Here is a 25,201-nt window from a genome sequence, read left to right on the forward strand (position 1 = left end):
GATCATACAGGCGGCCAGTCCTGCGGCGGGTAACAGGTACTGGGCGATCCCGGCACCGGTCAGATTATCCGTTAAAGTATGAACGGCGGCGCGGTTAATGCCGGCACCGGTAAAGTAATTGCAGCCGAAGTATAAGATATTTAGCAGCAGATAAAACAGCGAACCGGCCATCATTGCCCGACGCCAGCATTTTTTCTGCCCGGCGGTGCGCAGGTACAGGATCAGCCCTGTAAAAAACAGGACAAAATGTAAATAACTGTTCAAAGCCAACTCCATTTAGCTCAGATTATCCCCAAAATCCGGGATACAGCAATACTGATATATTTAGTTCGTGAATAAAAAAACGGACCCTGCTGTTGGCGGGTCCGTTGATAGTAATACTTTAAATAAACCCGCTATACGGAATTATTTCTTCGCCGCGCGCTCGAAAGAAGCCACGATTTCAGCTTTAGCCGCTTCGGCGTTGTCCCAGCCGTCCACTTTCACCCATTTGCCTTTTTCGAGATCTTTATAGTGCTCGAAGAAGTGAGTGATCTGCGCTTTCAGCAGTTCCGGCAGGTCGTTCACATCTTTGATGTGATCGTATTCTTTGCTCAGTTTGGTGTGCGGAACCGCAACCAGCTTGGCGTCTTCGCCCGCTTCGTCGGTCATTTTCAGCACGCCAACCGGACGGCAGCGTACAACAGAGCCTGGCTGTAACGGGTACGGCGTCGGTACCAGCACGTCTACCGGGTCGCCGTCCAGAGACAGGGTGTTGTTGATGTAGCCGTAGTTGCACGGATAGAACATTGCAGTCGACATGAAGCGGTCAACAAAAAGCGCGCCGGTGTCTTTGTCGATTTCATATTTGATCGGATCGGCATTGGCCGGGATCTCGATAACAACGTAGATGTCTTCTGGCAGATCTTTGCCGGCAGGTACGTTCAATAAGCTCATGTTTGTTTCCTTTAAAATGTGTGCAAACAAGTGCCGGGTATTATAGCTAACTCCCTGGGAAAGTCTCTGGCTGTTTTCAGCCGTGTCGTCTGCTGATAACGGATTCAGGAGCAATCTGACGCGCGGATTGTCCATAAAGTTAGCTGCATACTGAATAAATTTGTGGAAGCGTTTACACAGCGCGATCTGCGACCCCGTCAAACGCAAAAATTCCGCAAATGCCAGGTATGTCATAGGTCTGTTAAAACATCACTTTTCGCGCGCTGGATCTCATCTGGTTGTTAACCTTTCGTTCACTTTTCTGAAGTGTGATGTAACGCATTCTGTTACATCTCTGGTTGTCTATAGTGTCCGGGCAGGTGAAGTTATAGCCAACAATAACCCTACGAGGATGTCCCTATGTGGAAGCGCTTACTTCTTGTCACAGCAGTTTCGGCAGCCATGTCGTCTATGGCGATGGCCGCACCCTTAACCGTCGGTTTTTCGCAGGTCGGATCTGAATCCGGCTGGCGCGCCGCAGAAACCAGCGTTGCGAAAAGCGAAGCGGAAAAGCGTGGAATTACCCTGAAAATTGCCGATGGTCAGCAAAAACAGGAGAACCAGATCAAAGCCGTTCGTTCCTTTATTGCCCAGGGCGTGGATGCGATCTTTATCGCGCCTGTGGTGGCGACAGGCTGGGAGCCGGTCCTGAAAGAAGCGAAAGAGGCGGAGATCCCGGTCTTCCTGCTTGACCGTAATATTGATGTGAAAGATAAGTCGCTCTACATGACCACAGTGACTGCCGACAACGTGCTGGAAGGCCGCTTGATCGGCGAATGGCTGGCAAAAACCGTCGGCGACAAACAGTGTAACGTCGTGGAGTTGCAGGGCACCGTTGGCGCAAGCGTCGCCATCGACCGTAAGAAAGGTTTCGCTGAGGCGATCAGCAAAACGCCGAATATCAAAATCATCCGTTCCCAGTCCGGCGACTTCACCCGCAGTAAAGGGAAAGAGGTCATGGAAAGCTTCATCAAGGCGGAAAACAACGGCAAAAACATCTGCATGGTTTACGCCCATAACGACGACATGGCGATCGGCGCGATCCAGGCGATCAAAGAAGCGGGTCTCAAACCGGGCAAAGACATTCTGACCGGTTCCATTGACGGCGTGCCGGATATTTATAAAGCGATGATCGACGGTGAAGCCAACGCCAGCGTTGAGCTGACGCCGAACATGGCCGGCCCGGCCTTTGATGCGCTGGAGAAATTCAAAAAAGACGGCACGCAGCCGGAAAAAGTCACCATCACCAAATCGACGCTCTACCTGCCGGATACCGCGAAAGAAGAGTTAGAGAAGAAGAAAAACATGGGCTACTAAGCCTTTAACCTGCCGGGTGACGCTGCGCTTACTGACCTGAGACGTGCTTTTACAGGCCGGTAAGCGTAGCGCCATCCGGCTTGACGCAGGGGGAACCATGACCACAGAACAACACCAGGAAATCCTCCGGACAGAGGGCTTAAGCAAATTCTTCCCCGGCGTGAAGGCGCTGGATAACGTCGATTTCAGCCTCAGGCGCGGCGAAATCATGGCGCTGCTCGGTGAAAACGGCGCGGGAAAATCGACGCTGATTAAGGCGCTGACCGGGGTCTATCACGCCGATCGCGGCGCTATTTATCTGGAAGGCGAACGCATCGCGCCCAAAAATACCGCTCATGCCCAGCAACTGGGGATCGGCACCGTTTATCAGGAAGTGAACCTGCTGCCGAACATGTCGGTGGCGGATAACCTGTTTATTGGCCGCGAACCCCGGCGATTCGGTTTTTTGCGCCGTAAAGAGATGGAAAAACGCGCCACCGCGCTGATGGAATCCTACGGCTTCTCCCTCGACGTGCGTGAACCGCTGAACCGTTTTTCCGTGGCGATGCAGCAGATCGTCGCCATTTGCCGCGCTATCGATCTCTCGGCGAAAGTGCTGATCCTTGATGAACCTACCGCCAGCCTGGATACCCAGGAAGTGGAGATGCTGTTTACCCTGATGCGTCAGTTGCGCGACCAGGGCGTGAGCCTGGTTTTTGTCACTCACTTTCTCGATCAGGTGTATGAGGTCAGCGACCGCATCACCGTACTGCGCAACGGCAGCTTTGTCGGCTGCAAAGAAACGCGTGAGCTGCCGCAAATCGAGCTGGTCAAAATGATGCTTGGCCGCGAGCTGGATAACAACGCGCTGCAACGTGCCGGGCGCACGCTGCTCAGCGACAGACCGGTCGCCGCCTTTAAAGACTTTGGTAAAAAAGGCGTTATTGCCCCCTTCGATCTGGAGGTTCGTCCTGGTGAAATCGTTGGCCTGGCGGGACTGTTAGGCTCCGGACGCACCGAAACCGCCGAGGTGATCTTCGGTATCAAACCCGCCGATCAGGGCACCGCGCTGATCAGGGGCAAACCGCAAACGCTGCGCTCGCCGCACCAGGCATCCTGCCTCGGCATCGGTTTCTGCCCTGAGGACCGCAAAACCGACGGCATTATCGCCGCCGCCTCGGTGAGGGAAAATATCATTCTGGCGTTACAGGCCCAGCGCGGCTGGCTGCGGCCCATCCCGCGCAAAGAGCAGAACGAGATCGCGGCGCGCTTTATTCGCCAGCTGGGGATCCGCACACCGAGTGCAGAGCAGCCGATTGAATTTCTCTCCGGCGGCAATCAGCAAAAAGTGCTGCTCTCCCGCTGGCTGCTGACGCGGCCACAGTTCCTGATCCTCGACGAGCCGACGCGCGGCATTGACGTGGGGGCTCACGCCGAGATCATCCGCCTTATCGAAACCCTCTGCGCCGACGGTCTGGCGCTGCTGGTCATCTCCTCCGAACTGGAAGAACTGGTCGGCTATGCCGATCGGGTGATCATCATGCGCGATCGCAAACAGATCGCGGAGATCCCGCTGGCGGAACTTACCGTGCCGGCGATCATGAACGCCATTGCGGCCTAAGGAGAAGCATGTGATGCCTCAATCTCTGCCCCGCGCGGGGGAACCTAAACGCCGCTTCAGCTGGCCGGTGGGGACGCCGCAAATTATCGCGCTGTTACTGGTGCTGGTGGTCGACAGCCTGGTCGCGCCGCACTTTTATCAGGTGATTTTGCAGGATGGCCGCCTGTTCGGCAGCCCGATCGACATTCTTAACCGCGCTGCGCCCGTTGCGCTGCTGGCGATTGGTATGACGCTGGTGATCGCCACCGGCGGCATCGATCTCTCTGTCGGCGCGGTGATGGCCATCGCTGGCGCGACGGCGGCCTCAATGACCGTCGCCGGACACAGCCTGCCGGTGGTGATACTGGCTGCGCTGGGATCCGGCGTGCTGGCGGGATTGTGGAATGGCGTGCTGGTGGCGATCTTAAAGATCCAGCCCTTTGTCGCCACGCTGATCCTGATGGTAGCCGGACGCGGCGTGGCGCAGCTCATCACCTCCGGGCAGATCGTCACCTTTGACGCGCCCAGCCTGTCGTGGCTTGGCAGCGGCTCGCTGCTGCTGTTTCCGACGCCGGTGATGATTGCGCTGTTAACGCTCATCCTGTTCTGGCTGTTCACCCGTAAAACGGCGCTCGGCATGTTTATCGAAGCGGTGGGGATCAACATCCGCGCGGCGAAAAACGCTGGCGTGAATACCCGTATGGTGGTGATGCTGACCTATGTGCTGAGCGGCCTGTGCGCGGCCATTGCCGGTATTATCGTCACCGCCGATATTCGCGGGGCCGACGCCAACAATGCCGGGCTGTGGCTGGAACTGGACGCTATTCTGGCGGTGGTGATCGGCGGCGCGTCGCTGATGGGCGGGCGCTTTAATCTGCTGCTGTCGGTGGTGGGGGCGCTGATCATCCAGGGGATGAATACCGGCATCCTGCTCTCCGGTTTCCCGGCTGAACTCAACCAGGTGGTGAAAGCCGTCGTGGTGCTGTGCGTGCTGATTGTCCAGTCGCCGCGCTTTATTTCCTTAATTAAACGGAGCCGTGGTCATGATCAAACGTAACTTACCGCTGATGATCACGCTTGGCGTGTTCGTGCTCGGCTATCTGTATTGCCTGACGCAGTTTCCCGGCTTTGCCTCCACGCGGGTGATCTGCAACATCCTGACGGATAACGCCTTCCTCGGCATTATCGCCGTCGGCATGACCTTTGTGATCCTCTCCGGCGGTATCGATCTGTCGGTCGGCTCGGTGATCGCCTTTACCGGCGTCTTCCTTGCGAAAGCGATCGGTTTCTGGGGCATCTCGCCGCTGGTGGCCTTCCCGCTGGTGCTGGCGATGGGCTGCGCCTTTGGCGCTTTTATGGGGCTTTTAATCGACGGGCTTAAAATCCCGGCCTTTATTATCACCCTGGCGGGAATGTTCTTTCTGCGCGGCGTCAGCTATCTGGTGTCTGAAGAATCCATTCCCATTAACCACCCGGTGTACGACACGCTTTCAAGCCTGGCGTGGAAAATCCCCGGCGGCGGGCGGCTTAGCGCCATGGGGCTGCTAATGCTCGGCGTAGTGGTGATCGGCATTTTCCTCGCGCACCGTACGCGCTTTGGCAATCAGGTGTACGCCATCGGCGGCAGCGCCACCTCGGCGAATCTGATGGGGGTGTCCACGCGCAGTACCACCATCCGCATTTATATGTTATCTACCGGCCTTGCGACCCTGGCGGGCATTGTCTTCTCGGTTTACACCCAGGCAGGCTATGCGCTGGCGGGGGTCGGCGTGGAGCTGGACGCCATCGCGTCGGTGGTCATAGGCGGCACCCTGTTAAGCGGCGGCGTCGGCACGGTACTGGGGACGCTGTTCGGCGTGGCCATTCAGGGGCTGATCCAGACCTACATTAACTTTGACGGCACGCTCAGCTCCTGGTGGACGAAGATCGCCATCGGCATCCTGCTGTTTATTTTTATCGCGTTACAGCGCGGCCTGACCGTCCTGTGGGAGAATCGCCAGAGCTCGCCGGTAACACGTATCAACACGGCGGCAACAAAGCCATAACGCACTGAATTGGTTAAAAAACGCTAAAGATTTTCCGGTGGCAGCCGATAACTCAAAATTACGCTCTGTTTGCGCCACGAAGTATCCCTGCTACCGGAATCATCATTATGCTAAAAACGCTATCGATTCGCACCGGCTTGCTGTCTTTACTGGCCGTTATGACATTACTCCTGCTGCTGGTCAGCGGCATCGGGATTTACGCCCTCACGCAAAGTTCCTCCTCTCTGCAACGCATCAATCACCTTCAGGGTGAGCAGATGGCGCGTCTGAATGAAGGATATAACCTGATTTTACGTGCCCGCAACGAGGCCGGTCAGGCCGTACGCATGATGGAAGTCGGGCTGCTGGACGACGCCGGGAAATCCGTCAAAGGGATCAACAGCGAAATCGCGCAGGCGCAGAAAGGCCTGCAGGCGGTGATCGATGCGGGCGTGGATGACGAAGCCGGTAAACCGCTGCTGGATCGTCTGGCGAAAAGCTATGCCGACTACAATAGCCAGGGCATCGTGCCGATGCAGAAAGCGCTGAACGAGCAAAGCCCTGACGGCTATTACGATCTGCTGGAAAACAAGCTTATTCCGGTGTCGCGTCAGTTTGATAACGACATGCAGGCATTCCTGAAATGGGGCGAAACCCGCGGCCAGGCGGAAGTGAAGGCGGTGCAAAGCAGTAAAAACCGCGTCATGGTGTTTATCGTCATTGCCGCGCTGCTGACGGCGGGCGTCATCGTGCTGGCATGGCTGGTGCTGCGTCATATGCTGTTAAAACCGCTGGATGCGTCAATCCGTCAGCTGGAGCAGGTGGCCGCAGGCGATCTCACGCCGGTCAGCGCCGCGCCCGCCAGCAAGGAGTTCAACCGCCTGATCGCCGCCATCGATGAGATGCGCCATTCACTGGTGGGATCGGTCACCCGCGTGCGCGATGCCAGCGCGCAAATTGATACCGGCAGCCGCGAGCTGACCGCCGGCAATATGGATCTGGCGCAGCGCACCGAATCCACCGCCAGCTCCCTTGAGCAGACGGCGGCGAGCATGGAAGAGATCACCGCCACGGTGAAACAAAACGCGGACAACGCCGAACAGGCGCACCAGCTGGCGAAAACCGTCTCGGATACCGCCGATCGCGGCAGCGAAATGGTCTGCTACGTGATTGAAAAAATGAGCGATATCGCCGGCAGTGCCAACCGTATCGCCGACATCCTCAGCGTCATTGACGGCATTGCCTTCCAGACCAATATCCTTGCGCTGAACGCCTCGGTGGAAGCCGCGCGGGCAGGGGAGCAGGGGCGCGGTTTTGCGGTGGTCGCCGCAGAAGTGCGTAATCTTGCCGGTCGCAGCGCCGATGCCGCGAAAGAGATCCGCTCCCTGATCAGCGATTCCAAAGCGCACGTCAGCGAAGGCAACGATCTGGCGATCCAGGCCGGGGAAACCATGGATGAAATCGCCGGTGAAGTGATGCGTATGACCAAACTGCTGCGTGAAATCGCCAGCGCCTCGCACGAGCAGAGCCGCGGGATTGAACAGGTGAATATTGCAGTCAATCAGATGGACGAGACGGCGCAGCAGAACTCTGCGCTGGTGCAGCAATCCTCCGCCGCGACCCGCTCGCTGGAAGAGCAGTCGCGTGAACTGATGGAAGCGATGGCATCGTTCAGATTGCAGATGGCGGGGTAAGAGGCTGAATTGCCCGGCACACTAATGAGTAGGCCGGGTAAGCGTCAGCGCCACCCGGCGAACCGTATCGACAATCTAAAAATTACGCGTCCGGATACTCACGCATAAAGCGCTCTACGTCATTCACCATATGCTCGTTGCCGACGAAGAACGGGCGGCGCTGGTGCAGGCTTTCCGGCACGATGTCCAGAATACGCTCTTTACCGTCGCTCGCTTTACCGCCAGCCTGCTCCGCCAGGAACGCCATCGGGTTACCTTCATACAGCAGACGCAGCTTCCCTTCCGGGTGGCTTGCGGTGCTCGGGTAAAGGTAGATGCCGCCTTTCAGCAGATTACGGTGGAAATCCGCCACCAGCGAACCGATATAGCGCGAGGTATACGGGCGATGGGTGGCCTGATCTTCTTCCTGGCAGAACTTCAGATACTTCTTCACGCCCTGCGGGAATTTAATGTAGTTGCCTTCGTTAATGGAGTAGGTGTAACCCTTTTCCGGGAAGCGCATACGCTCCTGGCACAGGCAGAAGACGCCCAGTGACGGATCGTAAGTGAAGGCATGTACGCCGCAGCCGGTGGTGTACACCAGCATGGTGGAGGAACCGTAAACCACATAACCGGCGGCAACCTGCTTGTTACCCGGTTGCAGGAAGTCTTCTTCTGTCACCGGCGTGCCGACCGGCGTGACGCGGCGATAGATAGAGAAGATGGTCCCGACAGAAACGTTAACGTCGATGTTGGAAGAGCCGTCCAGCGGATCCATCAGCACCACGTACTTCGCATGCTCGCACCCTTCGAAAACCACGATTTCGTCTTCTTCTTCAGAGGCAATGCCCGCCACGATGTCGCGTGCTTTCAGTGCAGATTTCAGTTTTTCATTAGCGAACAGGTCGAGTTTTTGCTGCACCTCTCCCTGGACGTTTTCGGCACCACTGGCGCCCAGAATATCAACCAGACCGGCTTTATTAATATCCCGGTGGATGATTTTGGCCCCCAGTTTTATCGCCGACAACAGTGACGTGAGCTCACCCGTGGCATGTGAAAACTCATGCTGCTTTTCAACGATAAATTCACCTAACGTTTTCATAACACTTCCCTACATTCTATGTGGAGTAAAGCGACTGCAACAATCTTAACAAAGTTTCAAAAGATTGCGCACAGGTGAATCGCGCCAGCAAACTACGGAATATCCTGAAATGCATTTATCTGACCCCGGACATGTGGGTAAAATGTGCGCCAGATTAAAGAAGGATAACGACGTATGCGCATTCATATATTGGGGATTTGTGGCACCTTTATGGGCGGCCTGGCAATGCTGGCCCGTTCCCTGGGCCATGAGGTAACGGGTTCGGACGCCAATGTGTATCCGCCAATGAGCACGCTTTTATCAGAACAAGGGATTGATTTAATTCAGGGTTACGATCCATCGCAGCTCGATAACGCGCCGGATCTTGTGATCATCGGCAACGCCATGACCCGCGGCAATCCGTGTGTGGAAGCGGTGCTGGAAAAGAACATTCCTTATATGTCCGGCCCGCAGTGGCTGCACGATTTCGTGCTGCGCGACCGCTGGGTGCTGGCGGTGGCCGGTACACACGGTAAAACCACCACCGCCGGTATGGCGACCTGGATCCTCGACGTCTGCGGCTATAAACCTGGCTTTGTGATCGGCGGCGTGCCGGGCAATTTTGAGGTTTCCGCGCGTCTGGGTGAAAGCCCGTTCTTCGTCATCGAAGCCGACGAATATGACTGCGCCTTCTTCGATAAGCGTTCCAAATTCGTGCACTACTGCCCGCGCACCCTGATCCTCAACAATCTTGAGTTCGATCATGCGGATATCTTCGACGATCTGAAAGCGATCCAGAAGCAGTTCCACCACCTGGTGCGCATCGTGCCGGGGCAGGGCAAAATCATCTGGCCAGAAAACGACATCAATCTGAAGCAGACGATGGCGATGGGCTGCTGGAGCGAGCAGGAGCAGGTGGGCGAGCAGGGACACTGGCAGGCGAAAAAGCTGACCACCGATGCTTCCGAATGGGAAGTGTGGCTCGACGGCGAAAGCGTGGGCCGCGTGAAGTGGGATCTGGTGGGCGAGCACAACATGCATAACGGCCTGATGGCGATCGCCGCGGCGCGTCATGTGGGCGTTGCGCCTGCGGATGCGGCCAGTGCGCTGGGATCGTTCATCAACGCCCGCCGCCGTCTGGAGTTGCGCGGCGAAGCCAACGGTGTGACTGTGTATGACGATTTCGCCCATCACCCGACGGCGATCCTTGCCACCCTGGCCGCGCTGCGCGGGAAAGTGGGCGGCACCGCGCGCATTCTCGCCGTGCTGGAGCCGCGCTCAAACACCATGAAAATGGGTATCTGCAAAGATGATTTAGCGCCGTCGCTGGGACGCGCCGATGAAGTGTTCCTGCTTCAGCCGCAGCATATTCCATGGCAGGTGGCCGAAGTGGCGGAAGCCTGCATTCAGCCTGCGCACTGGCATGCGGATGTGGATACCCTGGCGGAGATGGTGGTGAAAACCGCGCAGCCTGGCGATCATATTCTGGTGATGAGTAACGGCGGGTTTGGTGGCATTCACCAGAAACTGCTGGACGGGTTAGCGAAGAAAGCGGCGGCGGCTGCCGAGCCGGTGTAATACAGCGCCCGGTGGCGCTTCGCTTACCGGGCCTACAAAACCATCAAACCGGGAACCGTAGGCCGGGTAAGGCGCAAGCCGCCACCCGGCAAAATGTTAACCGGTGCTTACTCCGCGTCGGCTTCCGCCAGCTCGCGCAGATACTGGAAAATCAGACGCGCAGACTTCGGCGCTTTATTCCCTTCTTTCTCTTTTTTCGCATTGCGGATCAGCGAACGCAACTGCTGACGGTCGGCATGCGGCCACAGGTTCAGCACGTCCGGCACCGCATCATCGCCTTCTTCAATCAGACGGTCGCGGATGTGTTCCAGCTTATGGAAAAACGCAACCTGCTGGTTATGGCGGTTTTTCAGCTTATCCAGCGCCTGGCGGATCGGCTCCACATCGCGCTGACGCAGCATTTTGCCGATCAACTGCATCTGGCGGCGACGGCCTTCTTTCTTGATACGCTGCGCCAGTTCAATGGCGGCGCGCAGATCGTCATCCAGCGGAATTTTGTCGAGGGCATTTTTGCCCAGCTCAACCATCTCCGCGCCGAGGCGTTTTAATTCTTCGGCATCACGCTTAATTTCACTTTTACTGACCCAGATGATCTCATCATCTTCATCATCGATCTCATCACCGGGCACGTCGTCGAGCCAGTCTTCGGGCTGCTTGGTCATCTCAGGCTCCTTAAAAAAGAGGCTAATACTAACACCCTGGGAGCACACTGAGAATGGGTTCTCTGTTAGACTTCTTTGAAACTCCCCTTACATTATGGCATTGGCGATGAAAGTAATCACACAAGTTGCAGAGCAACGCAAAGCGCTGGAAGAAGCCGTCTCCACCGCACTGGGTTTAGCTGCTGGCAAATCGGATGGCGCGGAAGTGTCAGTATCGAAGACGACCGGCATTGGCGTGAGCACCCGTTACGGTGAGGTGGAGAACGTTGAATTTAACAGCGATGGTGCGCTGGGCATCACCGTTTACCATCAGAATCGCAAAGGCAGCGCCTCCTCTACTGACTTAAGCCCGGACGCCATTGCGCGCACCGTGCAGGCGGCGCTGGACATCGCGCGCTACACCTCGCCGGATCCGTACGCGGGCGTGGCGGATAAAGAGCTGCTGGCCTTTGACGCGCCGGATTTAGACCTGTTCCACCCGGCAGAGATCACCCCGGACGAGGCGATTGCCTTTGCCGCGCGCGCTGAACAGGCCTCCCTCGCCGTTGATAAGCGCATCACCAACACCGAAGGCGGCAGCTTCAACAGCCACTACGGTATCCGCGTATTCGGCAACAGCCACGGCATGCTGCAAAGCTACTGCTCCAGCCGCCATTCGCTCTCCAGCAGCGTGATTGCCGAAGAAAATGGCGATATGGAGCGCGATTACGCCTACACCATCGGGCGCGCGTTAGACGATCTGCAATCCCCGGAATGGGTCGGTGCGGAATGTGCGAAACGCACGCTGTCCCGCCTGTCGCCGCGCAAACTCTCCACCATGAAAGCGCCGGTGATTTTTGCCAATGAAGTGGCGACCGGGCTGTTTGGCCATCTGGTAGGCGCCATTGCCGGCGGCGCGGTGTACCGCAAATCCACCTTCCTGCTGGACTACCTCGGCAAACAGATCCTGCCGGAATGGCTGACCATCGACGAGCAGCCGCATCTGCTTAAAGGCCTTGCCTCGACGCCGTTCGACAGCGAAGGCGTGCGCACAGAGCGCCGCGAAATCATCAAAGACGGCATTCTGACCCAGTGGCTGCTGACCAACTATTCCGCACGTAAACTGGGGCTGAAAAGCACCGGTCACGCGGGCGGCATTCATAACTGGCGCATCGACGGTCGCGGCCTCAGCTTTGAGCAACTGCTGAAAGAGATGGGCACCGGGCTGGTGGTGACCGAGCTGATGGGCCAGGGCGTAAGCGGCATTACCGGCGATTACTCCCGCGGCGCGGCGGGCTTCTGGGTGGAAAACGGCGAAATCCAGTATCCGGTAAGCGAAATCACTATTGCGGGCAACCTCAAGGACATGTGGCGCAATATCGTTACCATTGGTGACGATATTGAAACACGCAGCAATATTCAGTGTGGTTCAGTGCTGTTACCGGAGATGAAAATCGCCGGTCAGTAATTATCAATAAAAACAAAAAGGAAGTGAGCAATGCGTAAAAACATGCTGGCGTTACTGGCCATATCATCCCTCTTTGTAGGTCAGGCGGCGCTCGCCGATCTGGGCGATGATATGGATACGCTGAATGAAAACCTGAAAGTGGTGCAGAAAACCGATAACGCCGATGAAATGAAAGACGCGTTAACGAAAATGCGCACCGCCGCGCTGGATGCGCAGAAAGAAACGCCGCCGAAAATGGAAGATAAAGCGGCAGACAGCCCGGAAATGAAAGAGTACCGCCACGGTTTTGATATTCTGGTGAGCCAGATTGACGGCGCAATGAAGCTGGCAAACGAAGGCAAGGTCAAAGAAGCACAGGCCGCCGCCGAAGAAATAAAAACCACCCGCAATACGTATCACAAGAAATTCCGTTAAGCCTGTTTACCCGGCCTGCACCGGCAGGTCGGGTAAGCGAAGCGCCTCCCGACATCAGCTACATCCGCCCATAAGCCTTTCCAATACTTGCCACAAAAACCCCGTTTATCTCACAGAACGGCATTTTCTTTTATGCCGCACGCCGCGCGGAACACGGCGCTATACCGTGATGAAACTCACACTATTCCAGCCAAAAATCTCCTCTGCCGCTTTTTCTGTGGAACAGATCACTGCCGCCACTGACCTTTCCACTTCGAAGTGGAAAACAACTCGCTACAAACTCTTAACCTGCGCCGTTAGTTTTAACCCGGAGACATTAACGGGGTAAGACGAGTGAATAACGGAGCGGTAAACAACGACGCGGGGCGTCTGGCGGACACCATGTTAACGCAGGTCTACAGCCTGCTGGCCCGCCACAACATTATCCCCAACGCGGTACAGGAACAGATGCTGACCTCGCACGTCCGTGCCATGGCGCACCGTTCGATAACCGGCGAACCACTGCCGGAGGTCGATGCCAGCCTGTTTGACGAGATCTCAGAAGATTCAATGTCACTTGCCCGTGAAATCGTGGCGGCGTTTGGCAACCTTCCCGAAGAAGAGGCCTGGCTGCTGTCGGTGCACTTCGAAGTGGCGAAAGACAACCTGTAAGGAGCAAAAGATGGAACAGATTACCGTAGTGATTGGCGATCGCCTGGGCAAAGGTCAGAAAGTGGCAGCCGGTGTGGAAAAAGCGGGTGGACGCGCCGTGGTGGTGCCGGGCGTGGCGGCAGACATGAAGCTGGGCGACGTCATGAAAGCGGAAAACGCCACCTTTGGCATTTCATTCTGCGGCAGCGGCGGCGCAGGGGCGATCACCGCGCAGACCAAATATGGCTACAAAGCCAAATACGGCATGCGTTCTGTGGATGAGGGCGTCACCGCCATCAATGAAGGCTGCAACGTGCTCGGCTTCGGCTTTATGGATAAAGAAGAGTTGGGCGAGCGCCTGGTGCTGGCGTGGCAGAAAAAGCACGGCGCATGAGTATGAAAGAGCATTTCACCACCACGGTGAGAGTTAACGGCAAAGGCGAGTCGAAATCGCGCGCCTTTGCGGATGCCCTGAACCAGGTTCAGGGCGCGGTGATGAAGGCATCACCGCATATTTTACTGCGTATTGAGCCACAGGATGTGCAGGTTGTTCATGCGCGTGAAGCGGTGCGCAAAGAAGCATTTCTGTTTTTCTTTCTGCGCCGGGAGCGACGCACGTTCAGCGTGGAGCTGGACGTTACCGTCAACGTGACCGCCATTGATCTTAATAAAGTGGCATTCGTCACGCACACCTGATTTTCACCATAGGGTTTAACTATGTTCCTGATAATTTTAATAAAATCTCTCATCATCGGCGGCCTGGTCGGCGTGGGTGTGGGAGCCGGGGCTGCACGCATGTTTCACGCGCCAACCACCCAGGGAATGGGGGCGTTTCGTACCTTAGGCGAGCTGAACTCCTGTGAAGGGGATCCGGCGTCGCACTTCTCCTTTGGACTGGGCTTTTTCTTCAACGCCTGGGCCTCGTCCGTAGCGGCGGGATCCTTCACCCAGGACGTCGATCATCGCATCATCCCGAACTGGGGCGCGGCGGCGCTGATGATCAAAAACCGCAACGTCGGCGAGACGCTGCACGATCCGAAAAAGATGGCCATTGCCTGCGGCGTGATCGGCATGATCGTCGTCGCCTTCCTCAACTCCACCGCCTCGGCGGTACCGGCGGCCTTACAGGTGACGGCGGTAAAAGTGCTGGTACCGGCGGCGAACCTGCTGGTGAACACCGTCATGCCGGTGATCTTCTGGCTGGCGGCGATTGATGCCGGTAAAAAGTCCGGCTTCTGGGCGACCATTTTCGGCGGCGCGGCGCAGCTGATCATGGGCAACGCCGTACCGGGTCTGGTGCTGGGCATTCTGATTGGCAAGGGCGTGGAAGAGAGCGGCTGGAACCGCGTCACCAAAGTGATGATGAGCGCCATCGTTGCGCTGTTCGTACTGAGCGCCTTCTTCCGCGGCTTCGACATGAAAATGATCGAATCCTTCCACCTCACCGTGCCGAACTGGCTGGACCTGATCCACAACGCGGTAAGCGGCAAATAACAGGAGCCTGACATGGAACAGAATAAAGGTTTTTGGTACGCCGACTGGTCATTCCCGATCTTCGTTGGCCTGCTCTCCTCCGGCGTCTTTGCCGGGACACACATGTATTACCTCTACGGCATAGGCGCGTTTAACGAAGTGGCTTTTGTGTCGATGCTGCGGGCGGGGATGGACACCGGCGTTTACGGCGCGGTGGCGGCGTTCGGCGCGAGCTTCCTGTTTGCGCGCATCATTGAAGGCTCGCTGGTGGGTATTCTCGACATCGGCGGCGCGATCCAGACCGGCGTTGGCCTGGGCGTCCCGGCGCTGCTGTTAGGCGCGGGCTTTGTCTTCCCGGTGGCGAACTTTGGCGCCTCGCTGGTCACCGGCCTGCTGATTGGTCTGGCGATCGGCTACCTGATCATCCTGGCGCGTAAATTCACCATCAATCAGAGCGACTCCACCTACGGAGCGGACGTGATGATGGGCGCGGGTAACGCCTCCGGGCGCTTCCTCGGGCCGCTGATCATTCTCAGCGCAATGACCGCCTCGATCCCGATTGGCATTGGCTCGCTGATTGGCGCGCTGCTGTTCTACATCTGGCAGAAGCCGATCACCGGCGGGGCGATCCTCGGCGCGATGATCCTCGGCTCCATCTTCCCGGTGGCGCTGTAATCAAACTCAAGGAGATGCGCATGTATGATTTACTCCTGCGCCGCGCGCGGCTGGTGGACGACACTATCGTCGATATCGCCGTGCAGGGCGGGCAGATCGCGGCGATCGGCGAGATCGACGCGCCGGCCGCGAAAATCCTCGATCTGAACGGTGAGCACTACGTCAGCGCGGGCTGGATCGACTCTCACGTTCACTGCTACAGCCGTTCACCCATCTACCGCGACGAGCCGGACAGCATCGGGATCGCCACTGGCGTCACCACGGTGGTGGACGCGGGCAGCACTGGCGCCAACGACGTGGACGATTTCTATGCCCTGACGCGCAGCGTGGTGACGGAGGTTTTCGCGCTGCTCAATATCTCCCGTGTTGGGCTGATTGCCCAGAACGAACTGGCGGACATGGCGAATATCGACGGTGACGCGGTACGGGCGGCGGTAAAACGCCACCCGGACTTTATCGTCGGGCTGAAAGCGCGCATGAGCGGCAGCGTGGTGGGCGATAACGGCATCGCGCCGCTGGAGCGCGCCCGAACCTTTCAGAAAGAGAATGGCGATCTGCCGCTGATGGTGCACATTGGCAACAACCCGCCGAACCTCGACGACATCGCCGCACGGCTGACGTCAGGGGACATCATCACCCACTGCTACAACGGCAAGCCAAACCGCATCCTGACGCCTGCGGGCGAGTTGCGCGCCTCGATGATCGACGCCCTGCGCCGTGGCGTGCGCCTTGATGTCGGCCACGGCAGCGCCAGCTTCAGTTTTGAGGTGGCGAAGCAGGCCATCAGCCTCGGCATTCTGCCGCACACCATCAGCTCGGATATCTACTGCCGCAACCGTATTAACGGCCCGGTGTTTTCGCTGGCGCGGGTGATGTCGAAATTTCTCGCCATCGGCATGTCGCTGCCGCAGGTGATCGAATGCGTTACCGCCAGCGCCGCCGACGGCCTGCGGCTGAAACGCAAAGGTCGCCTGGCGGTGGGCTTTGACGCCGATCTGACGATTTTCGACTGGCGGCACCAGCCGGTGCTGTTCACCGACGCAGAAAACGACAGCCTGCATGCCGACAGCGTGCTGGTGCCGCTGGCGGCGATCCGTGCAGGTAAAGGTTATATGACACCACAAGGGAGTGAAGAACATGTCTTCGATTTATGAAAAATACGCGCTCAAACAGGTGATTAACGCCTCCGGGCGCATGACCGCGCTTGGCGTCTCCACCCCGCGCCCGGAAGTGGTCGAGGCGGTACTGACCGGCATGAACCACTATTTTGAGATGAAAGATCTGGTGAATAAAACCGGGGACTACATCGCAAAACTGCTGGAAGTGGAAGGTGCGACCGTCGTCTCCTGCGCCTCGGCGGGCATTGCGCAGTCGGTAGCGGCGGTGCTGGTAAAAGACAGCGACTGGCTGCTGGAAAACCTGCACAGCACGCCGATCGAAAACAACGAAATCGTGCTGCCGCGCGGGCATAACGTCAACTTTGGCGCGCCGGTCGGCACCATGGTGGCGCTGGGCGGCGGCAAAGTCGTCGAAGCCGGTTACGCCAACGAGTGCTCGGCGGCGCAGCTGGCGGCAGCCATCACCCCGCGCACGGCGGCGATCATGTACATCAAATCGCACCACTGCGTGCAGAAAAGCATGCTCAACGTCGAACAGGCGGCGGTGGTGGCGCGTAAACACAATCTGCCGCTGATCGTCGATGCCGCCGCCGAAGAAGATTTGCAGTGCTACTACCGCGCCGGGGCTGATCTTGTGATCTACAGCGGGGCGAAAGCTATCGAAGGGCCGACCAGCGGCCTGGTGATCGGCAAACAGCAGTATGTCGAATGGGTAAAACGTCAGACGGCGGGCATTGGCCGCGCCATGAAAGTGGGCAAAGAGGGCATTCTTGGCCTGACCTGCGCCATCGAACACTACCTCTCCGCGCAGAAAGAGAGCGGCGCGGAAATGGTGGCAAAAATGACGCCATTCATTGACGGACTGAATACGCTGGACGGCGTCACCGCGCGCGTGGTGTGGGACAGCGCCGGGCGCGACATCGCGCGGGCAGAGATCAAATTTGATGAAGCCGTCACCGGTATCGCCACCGGCGAGCTGGTTAACGCGCTGAAACAGGGCGAGTACGCCATCTATTTCCGTGGCTATAAAGCCAACGAAGGCATTATCGAAGCGGACGTGCGCAGCGTCAGCGCCGACCAGCTGGACATTATTATTCGCCGCATTGCCGACGTGCTGAACAAGGAGCAAACCGCATGACCCTGACGCCCAATTTCTACCGCGACCGTGTCTGCCTGAATGTGCTGGCAGGCTCGAAAGAGAATGCCCGTGAAATTTACGACGCCGCCGAAGGCCATGTGCTGGTGGGCGTGCTGTCGAAGAATTATCCGGACGTGGCGAGCGCCGTGGCGGACATGCGCGAGTATGCCGCGCTGATTAATAACGCGCTCTCCGTCGGCCTGGGGGCAGGCGATCCCAATCAATCAGCGATGGTCAGCGCCATTTCCCGCGAGGTACAGCCGCAGCACGTCAACCAGGTCTTTACCGGCGTGGGCGCGAGCCGCGCGCTGCTCGGCCAGTCGGAAACCGTGGTTAACGGTCTGGTTTCCCCCACCGGCACGCCGGGGCAGGTGAAGATCTCCACCGGGCCGCTGAGTTCCGGCGCACCGGCGGGCATCGTGCCGGTGGAGACCGCCATCGCGCTGTTAAAAGACATGGGCGGCAGCTCGATCAAATATTTCCCGATGGGCGGGCTGGACTGCCGTGATGAGTATCAGACGGTGGCGGAAGCCTGCGCCCGCCATGACTTCTGGCTGGAGCCGACCGGCGGTATCGATCTGGAGAATTACAGTGAGATCCTGCGCATCGCGCTGGACGCCGGTGTACCGAAAATCATTCCTCATATTTATAGTTCCATTATTGATAAAGTAAGCGGTAATACCCGCCCGGAAGACGTGCGCCAGCTGCTGGCGATGACCCGGGCGCTACTGCCGTAACCAGAGGACACCGACGTGCGATTTCCGAACCAACGTTTAGCGCAGCTGTTCGACATGCTGCAAAACGAGACGCTGCCGCAGGACGAGCTGGCGCAGCGGCTGTCGGTGTCCACGCGTACCGTGCGGGCCGATATCACCGCGCTGAATGCGCTGCTCGCCAGCCACGGCGCGCAGTTTATCCTCAGCCGCGGCAACGGCTATCAGCTGAAAATCGACGACGCCACCCGCTTTCACTCCCTGCAAACGGATCGCCCGCGCGCGCTGCGTATTCCGCGCAGCGGGCAGGAGCGGGTGCACTATCTGGTGGTGCGTTTTTTAACGTCGGCCTTCTCCCTCAAGCTGGAAGATTTAGCTGATGAATGGTTTGTCAGCCGGGCGACGCTGCAAAGCGATATGGCGGAGGTGCGTGACTGGCTACAGCGCTACCATCTGACGCTGGAAACGCGCCCGCGTCACGGCATGAAGCTGTTCGGCAGCGAAATGGCGATCCGCGCCTGTCTGACGGATCTGCTGTGGGAGCTGGCGCAGCAGGACGCCCACAGCCCGCTGTTAACCGAGGAGGCGCTGAACCGCGGCGTACCGGAACAGCTGGAGAGGCTGCTGCATCAGTGCTTCACCCGCCATCATATTCGCCTGACGGATGAGGGCGAGCTGTTCATCCGCCTCTACTGCGCGGTGGCGGTGCGGCGCATCAGCGAAGGCTATCCGCTGCCGGAATTCACGGCGGACGATGGCGATGAAAATGTCCACCTCGCCGCGCGGGAGATCGCCGCCACCCTGCAACAGCTGGCGCAGAAACCGCTCGCCCCGTCGGAAGAAGCGTGGCTGCGGGTGCACATCGCCGGGCGACAGGTGCAGGAGATCGCGCCGAGCGCTATCAATGCCGATGACGACGAAGCGCTGGTCAACTATATCCTTGGCTTTATCAATACCCACTACAACTACAATCTGCAAAACGATGCCCAGCTGCATGCGGATCTGCTGACGCACATTAAGACGATGATCACCCGTGTGCGCTACCAGATCATGATCCCCAATCCGCTGCTGGATAACATCAAACAGCACTATCCGATGGCCTGGGACATGACCCTCGCGGCGGTGTCGGGCTGGGGCAAATACACGCCCTGGACGATCAGCGAAAACGAAATCGGCTTCCTGGTGCTGCATATCGGCGTCGGGCTGGAGCGCCATTACAATATTGGCTATCAGCGGCAACCGCGCGTGCTGCTGGTGTGCGATGCCGGTAACGCCATGGCGCGCATGATCGAAGCGGTGCTGCAACGCAAATATCCGCAGATCGAGGTCACCAGTACGGTGACGCTGCGGGATTACGAACAGCGCGACAGCATCAGCGAGGACTTTGTTATCGCCACCGCGCGCATCAGTGAAAAAGACAAGCCGGTGGTCACCATCGCGCCTTTCCCCACGGATTACCAGTTAGAGCAGATCGGCAAACTGGTGCTGGTGGATCGCACGCGTCCCTGGATGCTGGAGAAGTATTTCGATGCCAGCCATTTCCGCATTATCGATCGCTCGGTCGATCAGCAGACGCTGTTTGCGATGCTGTGCAGCCAGCTGCATGAGGAGGGCTTTGTCGATGCGGAGTTCGTCGATTCGGTGGTGGAGCGTGAGGCCATCGTCAGCACCATGCTTGGCGACGGCATCGCGCTGCCCCACGCGCTGGGACTGCTGGCGAAAAAAACCGTGGTCTATACCGTGCTGGCGCCGGAAGGCATCCAGTGGGGGGATGAAGTCGCGCATATTGTTTTCCTGCTGGCGATCAGCAAAAGCGAATATGAAGAAGCGATGGCCATTTACGATATTTTTGTCACCTTCCTGCGGGAACGCGCGCTGACCCGCTTATGCGCCTGCAAAGATTTTACCGAATTTAAAACCGTCGCCATGGAATGCGTGAGCCGGTTTTAATTAAGGTAAAATATTTATATTAATGCCTGCGCTAGCGGGTATTTTTATTTTTACAAGTTTCCCCGTGAAGATATTTATCTTTTCGGTGGAAGATCCTGCGGCAGTATTTCCTGCCCGGTAATGGCATCGACGATTTGCTCTGAGCCATCAGGATATTTGGTTACGGATACCAGCCGGCCGCCGTACAGCGGGATGCCGGACATCTCCAGCGTATAATCCGTTTTCTTAATTTCCTGTTTCTTAAGTTCTTGCTGCTTCTTGATTTCTTCCGGCGTCTGCGAAGACAGCGTAATCTTCGTGGCGCTTTCTTCGGCGTCCAGCGGCGATTTGTCAGTATTAACGTCTGTGGATTTACTGTTATTCCAGACAGTCGGGTTATTATCCTGATTAGATAAAAGCGATTCACCGTGCGTATTTGTCGCGGTGATTTTTTCAATACCGTTCATCATCATCTCCGGGTCGAAAATGCAATAGGGCGCAGGACGCGGTGCGCTCTTTTCGGGAAGAGTGCGCAGCATCTGCAAGGGATAAAGGTGACAAAAAGGTTATCGGCGGGGCAGCGAAATAATTTAATACAAAATAATCAACGTGCGGTCGTTCTGTTTTTTTGAAGGATAAGGACAAATTGTTCTACTTTCATGATTGCGCCGTCAGGCTTACTCTGTAAGAACAGCCGACAGAATTTGAAGTGAAAAACATTCAGGAGAACGTATGTCAGACAACTTTATTTCGCTCGCGACGCAACGCAGAACCATCTATGCACTGGGCAAGGACCTGCCGGTATCAGAAGATGAAGTGATTGCCACCATTCAGGAAGCCATTCGTCAGGCGCCTTCGGCATTCAACTCGCAGAGTTCCCGCGCGCTGATCCTGCTCGGCAACGAACACAATAAATTCTGGGAGATTGTGCGTGAACAGTTAAGAAAAATTGTTCCTGCAGAGAGCTTCCATGCCACTTCCGACAAGCTGGACGGCTTCGCTGCCGCCGCGGGTTCGGTACTCTTCTTCGAAGATCAGGACGTGGTTGCCCGTCTGCAGGAGCAGTTTGCCGCTTATGCCGATAACTTCCCGATCTGGTCAGAACACAGCACCGGTATCGCCCAGTACGCGGTATGGCTGGCGCTGGCGGAGAAGGGTATTGGCGCGAACCTTCAGCACTACAACCCGCTGGTTGACGCTGACGTGCAGCAGGCCTGGAATATCCCGGCCAGCTGGAAACTGCGTGGACAGATGAATTTTGGCGCCATCCTCGCACCGGCGGGCGATAAAGCCTTTATGGACGACGACAAACGCTTTGTGGTCGCCCGTTAATTAAACATGCCGCCTTCTGGCGGCATTCTTATTATTGTAGGTCGGGTAAGCGCAGCGCCACCCGACAAACAAGCCCAATTACCGCAAATAATGCACCACCTGGTTGCTACTCCCGCGCCAGATCAGTGACGGATCTTTCAGATCCAGCACAAACTTCCCGTCCACCAGCACGTTAATCAGATCCACTACCGCCATTTGCGCGGCAGTTAACTCCTCTAGCTTATAACCCGTCCACACCCAGATATCCTTGCCGGGGCATTCGGCACGAATGCGCTGCACCAGCGCCAGGATCTCCGGCACGTTTTGCGGATGCAGCGGATCGCCGCCGGACAGGGAGATCCCCTGGCGTTTGATCCGCGTATCGTTCAAATCACCGATAATTTGATCGGCCATCTCGCGGGTGAACGGCTGCCCGGAATTGAGCCGCCAGGTGCTTTTGTTGTAGCAGCCAGGGCATTCGTGCACGCACCCGGAAACAAACAGCGTGCAGCGCGTTCCGGGGCCGTTCACGATATCGACGGGGTAATATTGATGAAAATTCATAATGCATAACCTTGCCGGGTGGCGCTTCGCTTACCCGGCCTACAGTTACAGCCGGGTGGCGTTGAAGGACACAGACTCAACCGATCTGCCCGTTCCCTAAATGCTTCACGCGGCGCTTCACTTCTTCCTGCTTACCGGCGTTAAACGGACGCGCATCCGGGCTGCCCAGATAGCCGCATACGCGGCGGGTCACCGACACCCGCGCGGCATCGTGGTTGCCGCATTTCGGACAGGTGAAGCCTTTGCTGGTGCACTCAAACTCGCCGGTAAAGCCGCACTCGTAGCACTCATCAATCGGTGTGTTGGTGCCGTAATAGGGCACATGCTGATAGCTGTAATCCCATACGTCTTCCAGCGCTTTCAGGTTGTGCTGAATGTTCGGGTATTCGCCGTAACAGATGAAACCGCCATTTGCCAGCGGCGGATAGGGGGCTTCGAAATCGATTTTGTCGTACGGGTTTACCTTCTTCTCCACGTCGAGGTGGAAACTGTTGGTGTAATAACCTTTGTCGGTGACGCCTGGAACCACGCCGAACTCGGCGGTATCCAGACGGCAGAAACGATCGCACAGGTTTTCGCTCGGCGTGCTGTAGAGGCTGAAGCCGTAGCCGGTCTCTTCTTTCCACTGATCCACCGCCTGACGCAGACGTTCGACAATGGCAATGCCTTTCGCGCGCAGCGTCTCGCTGTCGTACATGTGTTCGCCGCCCGCCAGCGCGTTAATGGTTTCATGGATGCCGATATAGCCCAGCGAAATGGACGCGCGCCCGTTTTTGAAAATTTCCGATACCTCATCGTCCGCCTTCAGACGCACACCGCAGGCCCCTTCCATATAGAGAATGGGCGCGACGCGGGCTTTCACGCCCTCCAGACGGGCGATACGGGTCATCAGCGCTTTCCGCGCCAGCTGCAGGCGGGCGTCCAGTAGTTTCCAGAATGTGGCTTCGTCGCCTTTCGCTTCCAGCGCGATGCGCGGCAGGTTCAGGCTGATCACGCCGAGGTTGTTACGCCCGTCGTGGATCTGCTCGCCGTTTTCATCTTCCCAGACGCCGAGGAAGCTGCGGCAGCCCATCGGGGTTTTGAACGAGCCGGTGACTTTCACCACCTGATCGTAATTGAGAATGTCCGGATACATGCGCTTGCTCGCGCATTCCAGCGCCAGCTGTTTGATGTCGTAGTTGGCATCGCCGGGCTTGTGGTTCAGGCCGTCGCGGATGGCAAACACCAGTTTCGGGAACACGGCGGTTTTACGATTTTTGCCCAGTCCCGCGATGCGGTTACGCAGGATCGACTGCTGGATCAGCCGCGATTCCCAGCTGGTGCCGAGGCCAAAGCCAAAAGTGACGAACGGCGTCTGGCCGTTGGCGGTGTGCAGCGTATTCACTTCGTATTCCAGCGACTGAAAAGCGTCGTAGCACTCTTTTTCGGTACGGGAATGGGCGTAGCCGTCCGCATCCGGGATGTGCCACTCTTCCGCCGTTTTGCGGTGTTTTTTGAAGCTGGCGGTGACAAAAGGCGCCAGCACTTCGTCGATGCGGTTAATGGTGGTGCCGCCGTAAATATGGCTGGCGACCTGGGCGATGATCTGCGCGGTCACCGCCGTGGCGGTGGAGATGGATTTGGGCGGTTCGATCTCGGCGTTGCCCATTTTAAAGCCGTGGGTCAGCATGCCTTTCAGATCGATGAGCATACAGTTGAACATCGGGAAGAAGGGCGAGTAGTCGAGATCGTGGTAGTGAATATCGCCACGCTCGTGCGCCAGCACCACGTCACGCGGCAGCAGATGCTGACGGGCGTAGTGTTTGGCGACGATGCCCGCCAGCAGGTCGCGCTGGGTGGGGATCACTTTGCTGTCTTTATTGGCGTTTTCGTTAAGCAGCGCAGAGTTGGTTTGCTCCACCAGACCGCGGATCTCCTGATTCAGGCGGCCACGTTTTTCACGCTCAATATCCCGGTCATGGCGATATTCAATGTAGGCGCGCGCCAGCTGCTTGTACGGGCCGGACATCAGCTGGTTTTCTACCGCAGTCTGAATTTCATTGATATCCACCTGACTGCGGCCCTTCATCTGCTGTCCCACGACCTCTGCGACGGTGGCGCAATAATCTGCGTCATCGACTCCCGCTGCTTTAGCTGCACGCAAAATTGCTTCCTGAATGCGCTCTGAGTTGAAAGGCACTTTACAGCCATCTCGTTTCATCACATGCGGTGTCATGATCTCTCCATTTAGAAACAGGTTATCCACAAAAGCGGAATAATATTCACAGCGGGCATACGTCTGTGCCAGCAGGTTTTTCCTCGCGCACGGTCTTTTTTATCCACAAATTTGAGGGATAAACCAGCGGTGTGGTTGTTGTAAGATTAGACAATTAATACAACATATTGGGTCGGGGCGGGATTTTAAGTCCTATATATAGTGATTTGCATCAAACAAGTTTGCGATTTTATTGATGCAGGACAAGGTAAAAACATGACCGTACAGATGGCGGGCGTTGCGGGGAATGTAAATTCTGATGGAGCGTTTCGTGGTTTATTGCGCTCTTTTTCGCTCCGACGAACGGCTTTGGTTCCAGTAAGTTCCGACAAACACAAAGCCACTCAGTCGTAACAAACCGTCATCGTAATTAACGCGAGGGGTTGAGTCCCCGCTGAAACCGGCGAGCCGGAGGCCGGATGACAAGGGCTGGMCGCCATGGATGGCGGCCAGAGGCGAAATGAGGCAGGAGGCCGAATCGAGCCGACCGCAGGCAGACGGGCGGGAGGTGAGCGCAGTGCGCAGCACCGGTTTCTGTGCGGGGCCGCGGGGATTGCTAAGGGGGCCGCGGTGGCCCCCTTAGCACGTTCACCGTCAGCGGCGTCACGCCTGACACGAAACGCAAAGTGAACGGAACATTCCACCG

At 57.3% G+C, this 25,201-nt stretch carries 24 protein-coding genes and 1 pseudogene; 18 read left to right on the top strand and 7 right to left on the bottom strand.

Annotation, left to right across the window (positions count from 1 at the left end; all coding sequences use genetic code 11):
* Together QRD42_RS07230 and ppa are read right to left on the bottom strand one after the other, a co-directional pair.
* Nucleotides 1-264 (bottom strand): annotated as a pseudogene (locus tag QRD42_RS07230) (phosphoglycerol transferase I); the annotation flags it as partial.
* Between the two features lie 141 nt (nt 265-405).
* On the bottom strand, nt 406-936 hold the full coding sequence (gene ppa / locus QRD42_RS07235) for an inorganic diphosphatase (protein ID WP_072570329.1): 531 nt from the start codon (nt 934-936) through the stop codon (nt 406-408).
* A gap of 399 nt (nt 937-1,335) precedes the next feature.
* On the opposite strand from ppa, the gene ytfQ reads away from it, so the two are divergent.
* From ytfQ to QRD42_RS07260, 5 genes are all read left to right on the top strand, one after another.
* The gene (ytfQ, locus tag QRD42_RS07240) at nt 1,336-2,292 is read left to right on the top strand and encodes a galactofuranose ABC transporter, galactofuranose-binding protein YtfQ (protein ID WP_318364452.1); all 957 of its coding nucleotides are present in this window, start codon (nt 1,336-1,338) and stop codon (nt 2,290-2,292) included.
* Between the two features lie 97 nt (nt 2,293-2,389).
* Nucleotides 2,390-3,892, top strand: coding sequence for a galactofuranose ABC transporter, ATP-binding protein YtfR (gene ytfR, locus QRD42_RS07245; protein WP_321988508.1), 1,503 nt, complete (start codon nt 2,390-2,392; stop codon nt 3,890-3,892).
* Nucleotides 3,893-3,902: 10 nt separating this feature from the next.
* Nucleotides 3,903-4,928, top strand: a complete 1,026-nt coding sequence (gene ytfT, locus QRD42_RS07250) for a galactofuranose ABC transporter, ATP-binding protein YtfT (RefSeq protein WP_321988509.1) — start codon at nt 3,903-3,905, stop codon at nt 4,926-4,928.
* The gene (yjfF, locus tag QRD42_RS07255; protein WP_318364449.1) at nt 4,915-5,916 is read left to right on the top strand and encodes a galactofuranose ABC transporter, permease protein YjfF; all 1,002 of its coding nucleotides are present in this window, start codon (nt 4,915-4,917) and stop codon (nt 5,914-5,916) included. The genes ytfT and yjfF overlap by 14 nt, the downstream gene beginning before the upstream one ends.
* A gap of 107 nt (nt 5,917-6,023) precedes the next feature.
* A complete protein-coding gene (locus QRD42_RS07260; RefSeq protein WP_321988510.1) occupies nt 6,024-7,589 on the top strand; it encodes a methyl-accepting chemotaxis protein in 1,566 nt (521 codons plus the stop codon).
* 82 nt (nt 7,590-7,671) lie between these two features.
* On the opposite strand, the gene fbp is transcribed toward QRD42_RS07260, so the two are convergent.
* Nucleotides 7,672-8,670, bottom strand: coding sequence for a class 1 fructose-bisphosphatase (fbp, locus tag QRD42_RS07265; RefSeq protein WP_072570335.1), 999 nt, complete (start codon nt 8,668-8,670; stop codon nt 7,672-7,674).
* 174 nt (nt 8,671-8,844) lie between these two features.
* Here fbp and mpl point away from each other — a divergent pair, with 174 nt between their 5' ends.
* Entirely contained in the window at nt 8,845-10,227 is a 1,383-nt protein-coding gene (mpl, locus tag QRD42_RS07270) for a UDP-N-acetylmuramate:L-alanyl-gamma-D-glutamyl-meso-diaminopimelate ligase (RefSeq protein WP_321988511.1), read from the top strand.
* A gap of 107 nt (nt 10,228-10,334) precedes the next feature.
* Here mpl and yjgA read toward each other — a convergent pair whose 3' ends face one another.
* Nucleotides 10,335-10,889, bottom strand: a complete 555-nt coding sequence (yjgA, locus tag QRD42_RS07275; protein WP_318373324.1) for a ribosome biogenesis factor YjgA — start codon at nt 10,887-10,889, stop codon at nt 10,335-10,337.
* Nucleotides 10,890-10,983: 94 nt separating this feature from the next.
* On the opposite strand from yjgA, the gene pmbA reads away from it, so the two are divergent.
* The 11 genes from pmbA to QRD42_RS07330 all read left to right on the top strand — a co-directional run bounded on the left by pmbA (nt 10,984) and on the right by QRD42_RS07330 (nt 20,447).
* Nucleotides 10,984-12,336 (top strand): metalloprotease PmbA, encoded by a 1,353-nt coding sequence (gene pmbA / locus QRD42_RS07280; protein ID WP_318373325.1) that lies wholly within the window; start codon nt 10,984-10,986, stop codon nt 12,334-12,336.
* 30 nt (nt 12,337-12,366) lie between these two features.
* Nucleotides 12,367-12,750 (top strand): cytochrome b562, encoded by a 384-nt coding sequence (gene cybC / locus QRD42_RS07285; RefSeq protein WP_072570339.1) that lies wholly within the window; start codon nt 12,367-12,369, stop codon nt 12,748-12,750.
* 333 nt (nt 12,751-13,083) lie between these two features.
* Nucleotides 13,084-13,401, top strand: coding sequence for a glycine dehydrogenase (locus QRD42_RS07290; protein ID WP_072570340.1), 318 nt, complete (start codon nt 13,084-13,086; stop codon nt 13,399-13,401).
* A 10-nt stretch (nt 13,402-13,411) separates the two neighbouring features.
* A complete protein-coding gene (locus tag QRD42_RS07295) occupies nt 13,412-13,774 on the top strand; it encodes an SFCGS family glycine-rich protein (RefSeq protein WP_072570341.1) in 363 nt (120 codons plus the stop codon).
* 2 nt (nt 13,775-13,776) lie between these two features.
* Nucleotides 13,777-14,076, top strand: a complete 300-nt coding sequence (locus QRD42_RS07300; protein WP_321988742.1) for a DUF4312 family protein — start codon at nt 13,777-13,779, stop codon at nt 14,074-14,076.
* A 21-nt stretch (nt 14,077-14,097) separates the two neighbouring features.
* On the top strand, nt 14,098-14,874 hold the full coding sequence (locus QRD42_RS07305) for a DUF4311 domain-containing protein (RefSeq protein WP_072570343.1): 777 nt from the start codon (nt 14,098-14,100) through the stop codon (nt 14,872-14,874).
* Between the two features lie 12 nt (nt 14,875-14,886).
* Nucleotides 14,887-15,528 (top strand): DUF4310 family protein, encoded by a 642-nt coding sequence (locus QRD42_RS07310; protein WP_318364443.1) that lies wholly within the window; start codon nt 14,887-14,889, stop codon nt 15,526-15,528.
* Between the two features lie 20 nt (nt 15,529-15,548).
* Nucleotides 15,549-16,682: an amidohydrolase/deacetylase family metallohydrolase gene (locus tag QRD42_RS07315; protein ID WP_321988512.1), complete on the top strand. Its 1,134-nt coding sequence runs from the start codon at nt 15,549-15,551 to the stop codon at nt 16,680-16,682.
* Nucleotides 16,666-17,784: a DgaE family pyridoxal phosphate-dependent ammonia lyase gene (locus tag QRD42_RS07320; RefSeq protein WP_318364441.1), complete on the top strand. Its 1,119-nt coding sequence runs from the start codon at nt 16,666-16,668 to the stop codon at nt 17,782-17,784. Before QRD42_RS07315 ends, QRD42_RS07320 begins: the two co-directional genes overlap by 17 nt.
* Nucleotides 17,781-18,521: a 2-dehydro-3-deoxy-phosphogluconate aldolase gene (gene dagF, locus QRD42_RS07325; RefSeq protein WP_072570347.1), complete on the top strand. Its 741-nt coding sequence runs from the start codon at nt 17,781-17,783 to the stop codon at nt 18,519-18,521. The genes QRD42_RS07320 and dagF overlap by 4 nt, the downstream gene beginning before the upstream one ends.
* Nucleotides 18,522-18,536: 15 nt before the next feature.
* On the top strand, nt 18,537-20,447 hold the full coding sequence (locus QRD42_RS07330; protein ID WP_321988513.1) for a BglG family transcription antiterminator: 1,911 nt from the start codon (nt 18,537-18,539) through the stop codon (nt 20,445-20,447).
* Between the two features lie 74 nt (nt 20,448-20,521).
* Here the strand turns inward: QRD42_RS07330 and QRD42_RS07335 are convergent, their stop codons facing one another.
* Entirely contained in the window at nt 20,522-20,899 is a 378-nt protein-coding gene (locus QRD42_RS07335; RefSeq protein WP_321988514.1) for a hypothetical protein, read from the bottom strand.
* Between the two features lie 259 nt (nt 20,900-21,158).
* Here QRD42_RS07335 and QRD42_RS07340 point away from each other — a divergent pair, with 259 nt between their 5' ends.
* Nucleotides 21,159-21,758 (top strand): nitroreductase family protein, encoded by a 600-nt coding sequence (locus tag QRD42_RS07340; RefSeq protein ID WP_321988515.1) that lies wholly within the window; start codon nt 21,159-21,161, stop codon nt 21,756-21,758.
* 78 nt (nt 21,759-21,836) lie between these two features.
* On the opposite strand, the gene nrdG is transcribed toward QRD42_RS07340, so the two are convergent.
* Both nrdG and nrdD read right to left on the bottom strand, forming a co-directional pair.
* Nucleotides 21,837-22,301: an anaerobic ribonucleoside-triphosphate reductase-activating protein gene (gene nrdG / locus QRD42_RS07345; RefSeq protein ID WP_321988516.1), complete on the bottom strand. Its 465-nt coding sequence runs from the start codon at nt 22,299-22,301 to the stop codon at nt 21,837-21,839.
* Between the two features lie 76 nt (nt 22,302-22,377).
* Complete coding sequence (gene nrdD / locus QRD42_RS07350) at nt 22,378-24,516, bottom strand: anaerobic ribonucleoside-triphosphate reductase (protein WP_072570352.1); 2,139 nt, start codon at nt 24,514-24,516, stop codon at nt 22,378-22,380.
* Nucleotides 24,517-25,201: the final 685 nt, after the last annotated feature.

The organism is Enterobacter sp. PGRG2 (assembly GCF_030291195.1).
Taxonomy (GTDB): domain Bacteria; phylum Pseudomonadota; class Gammaproteobacteria; order Enterobacterales; family Enterobacteriaceae; genus Enterobacter_D.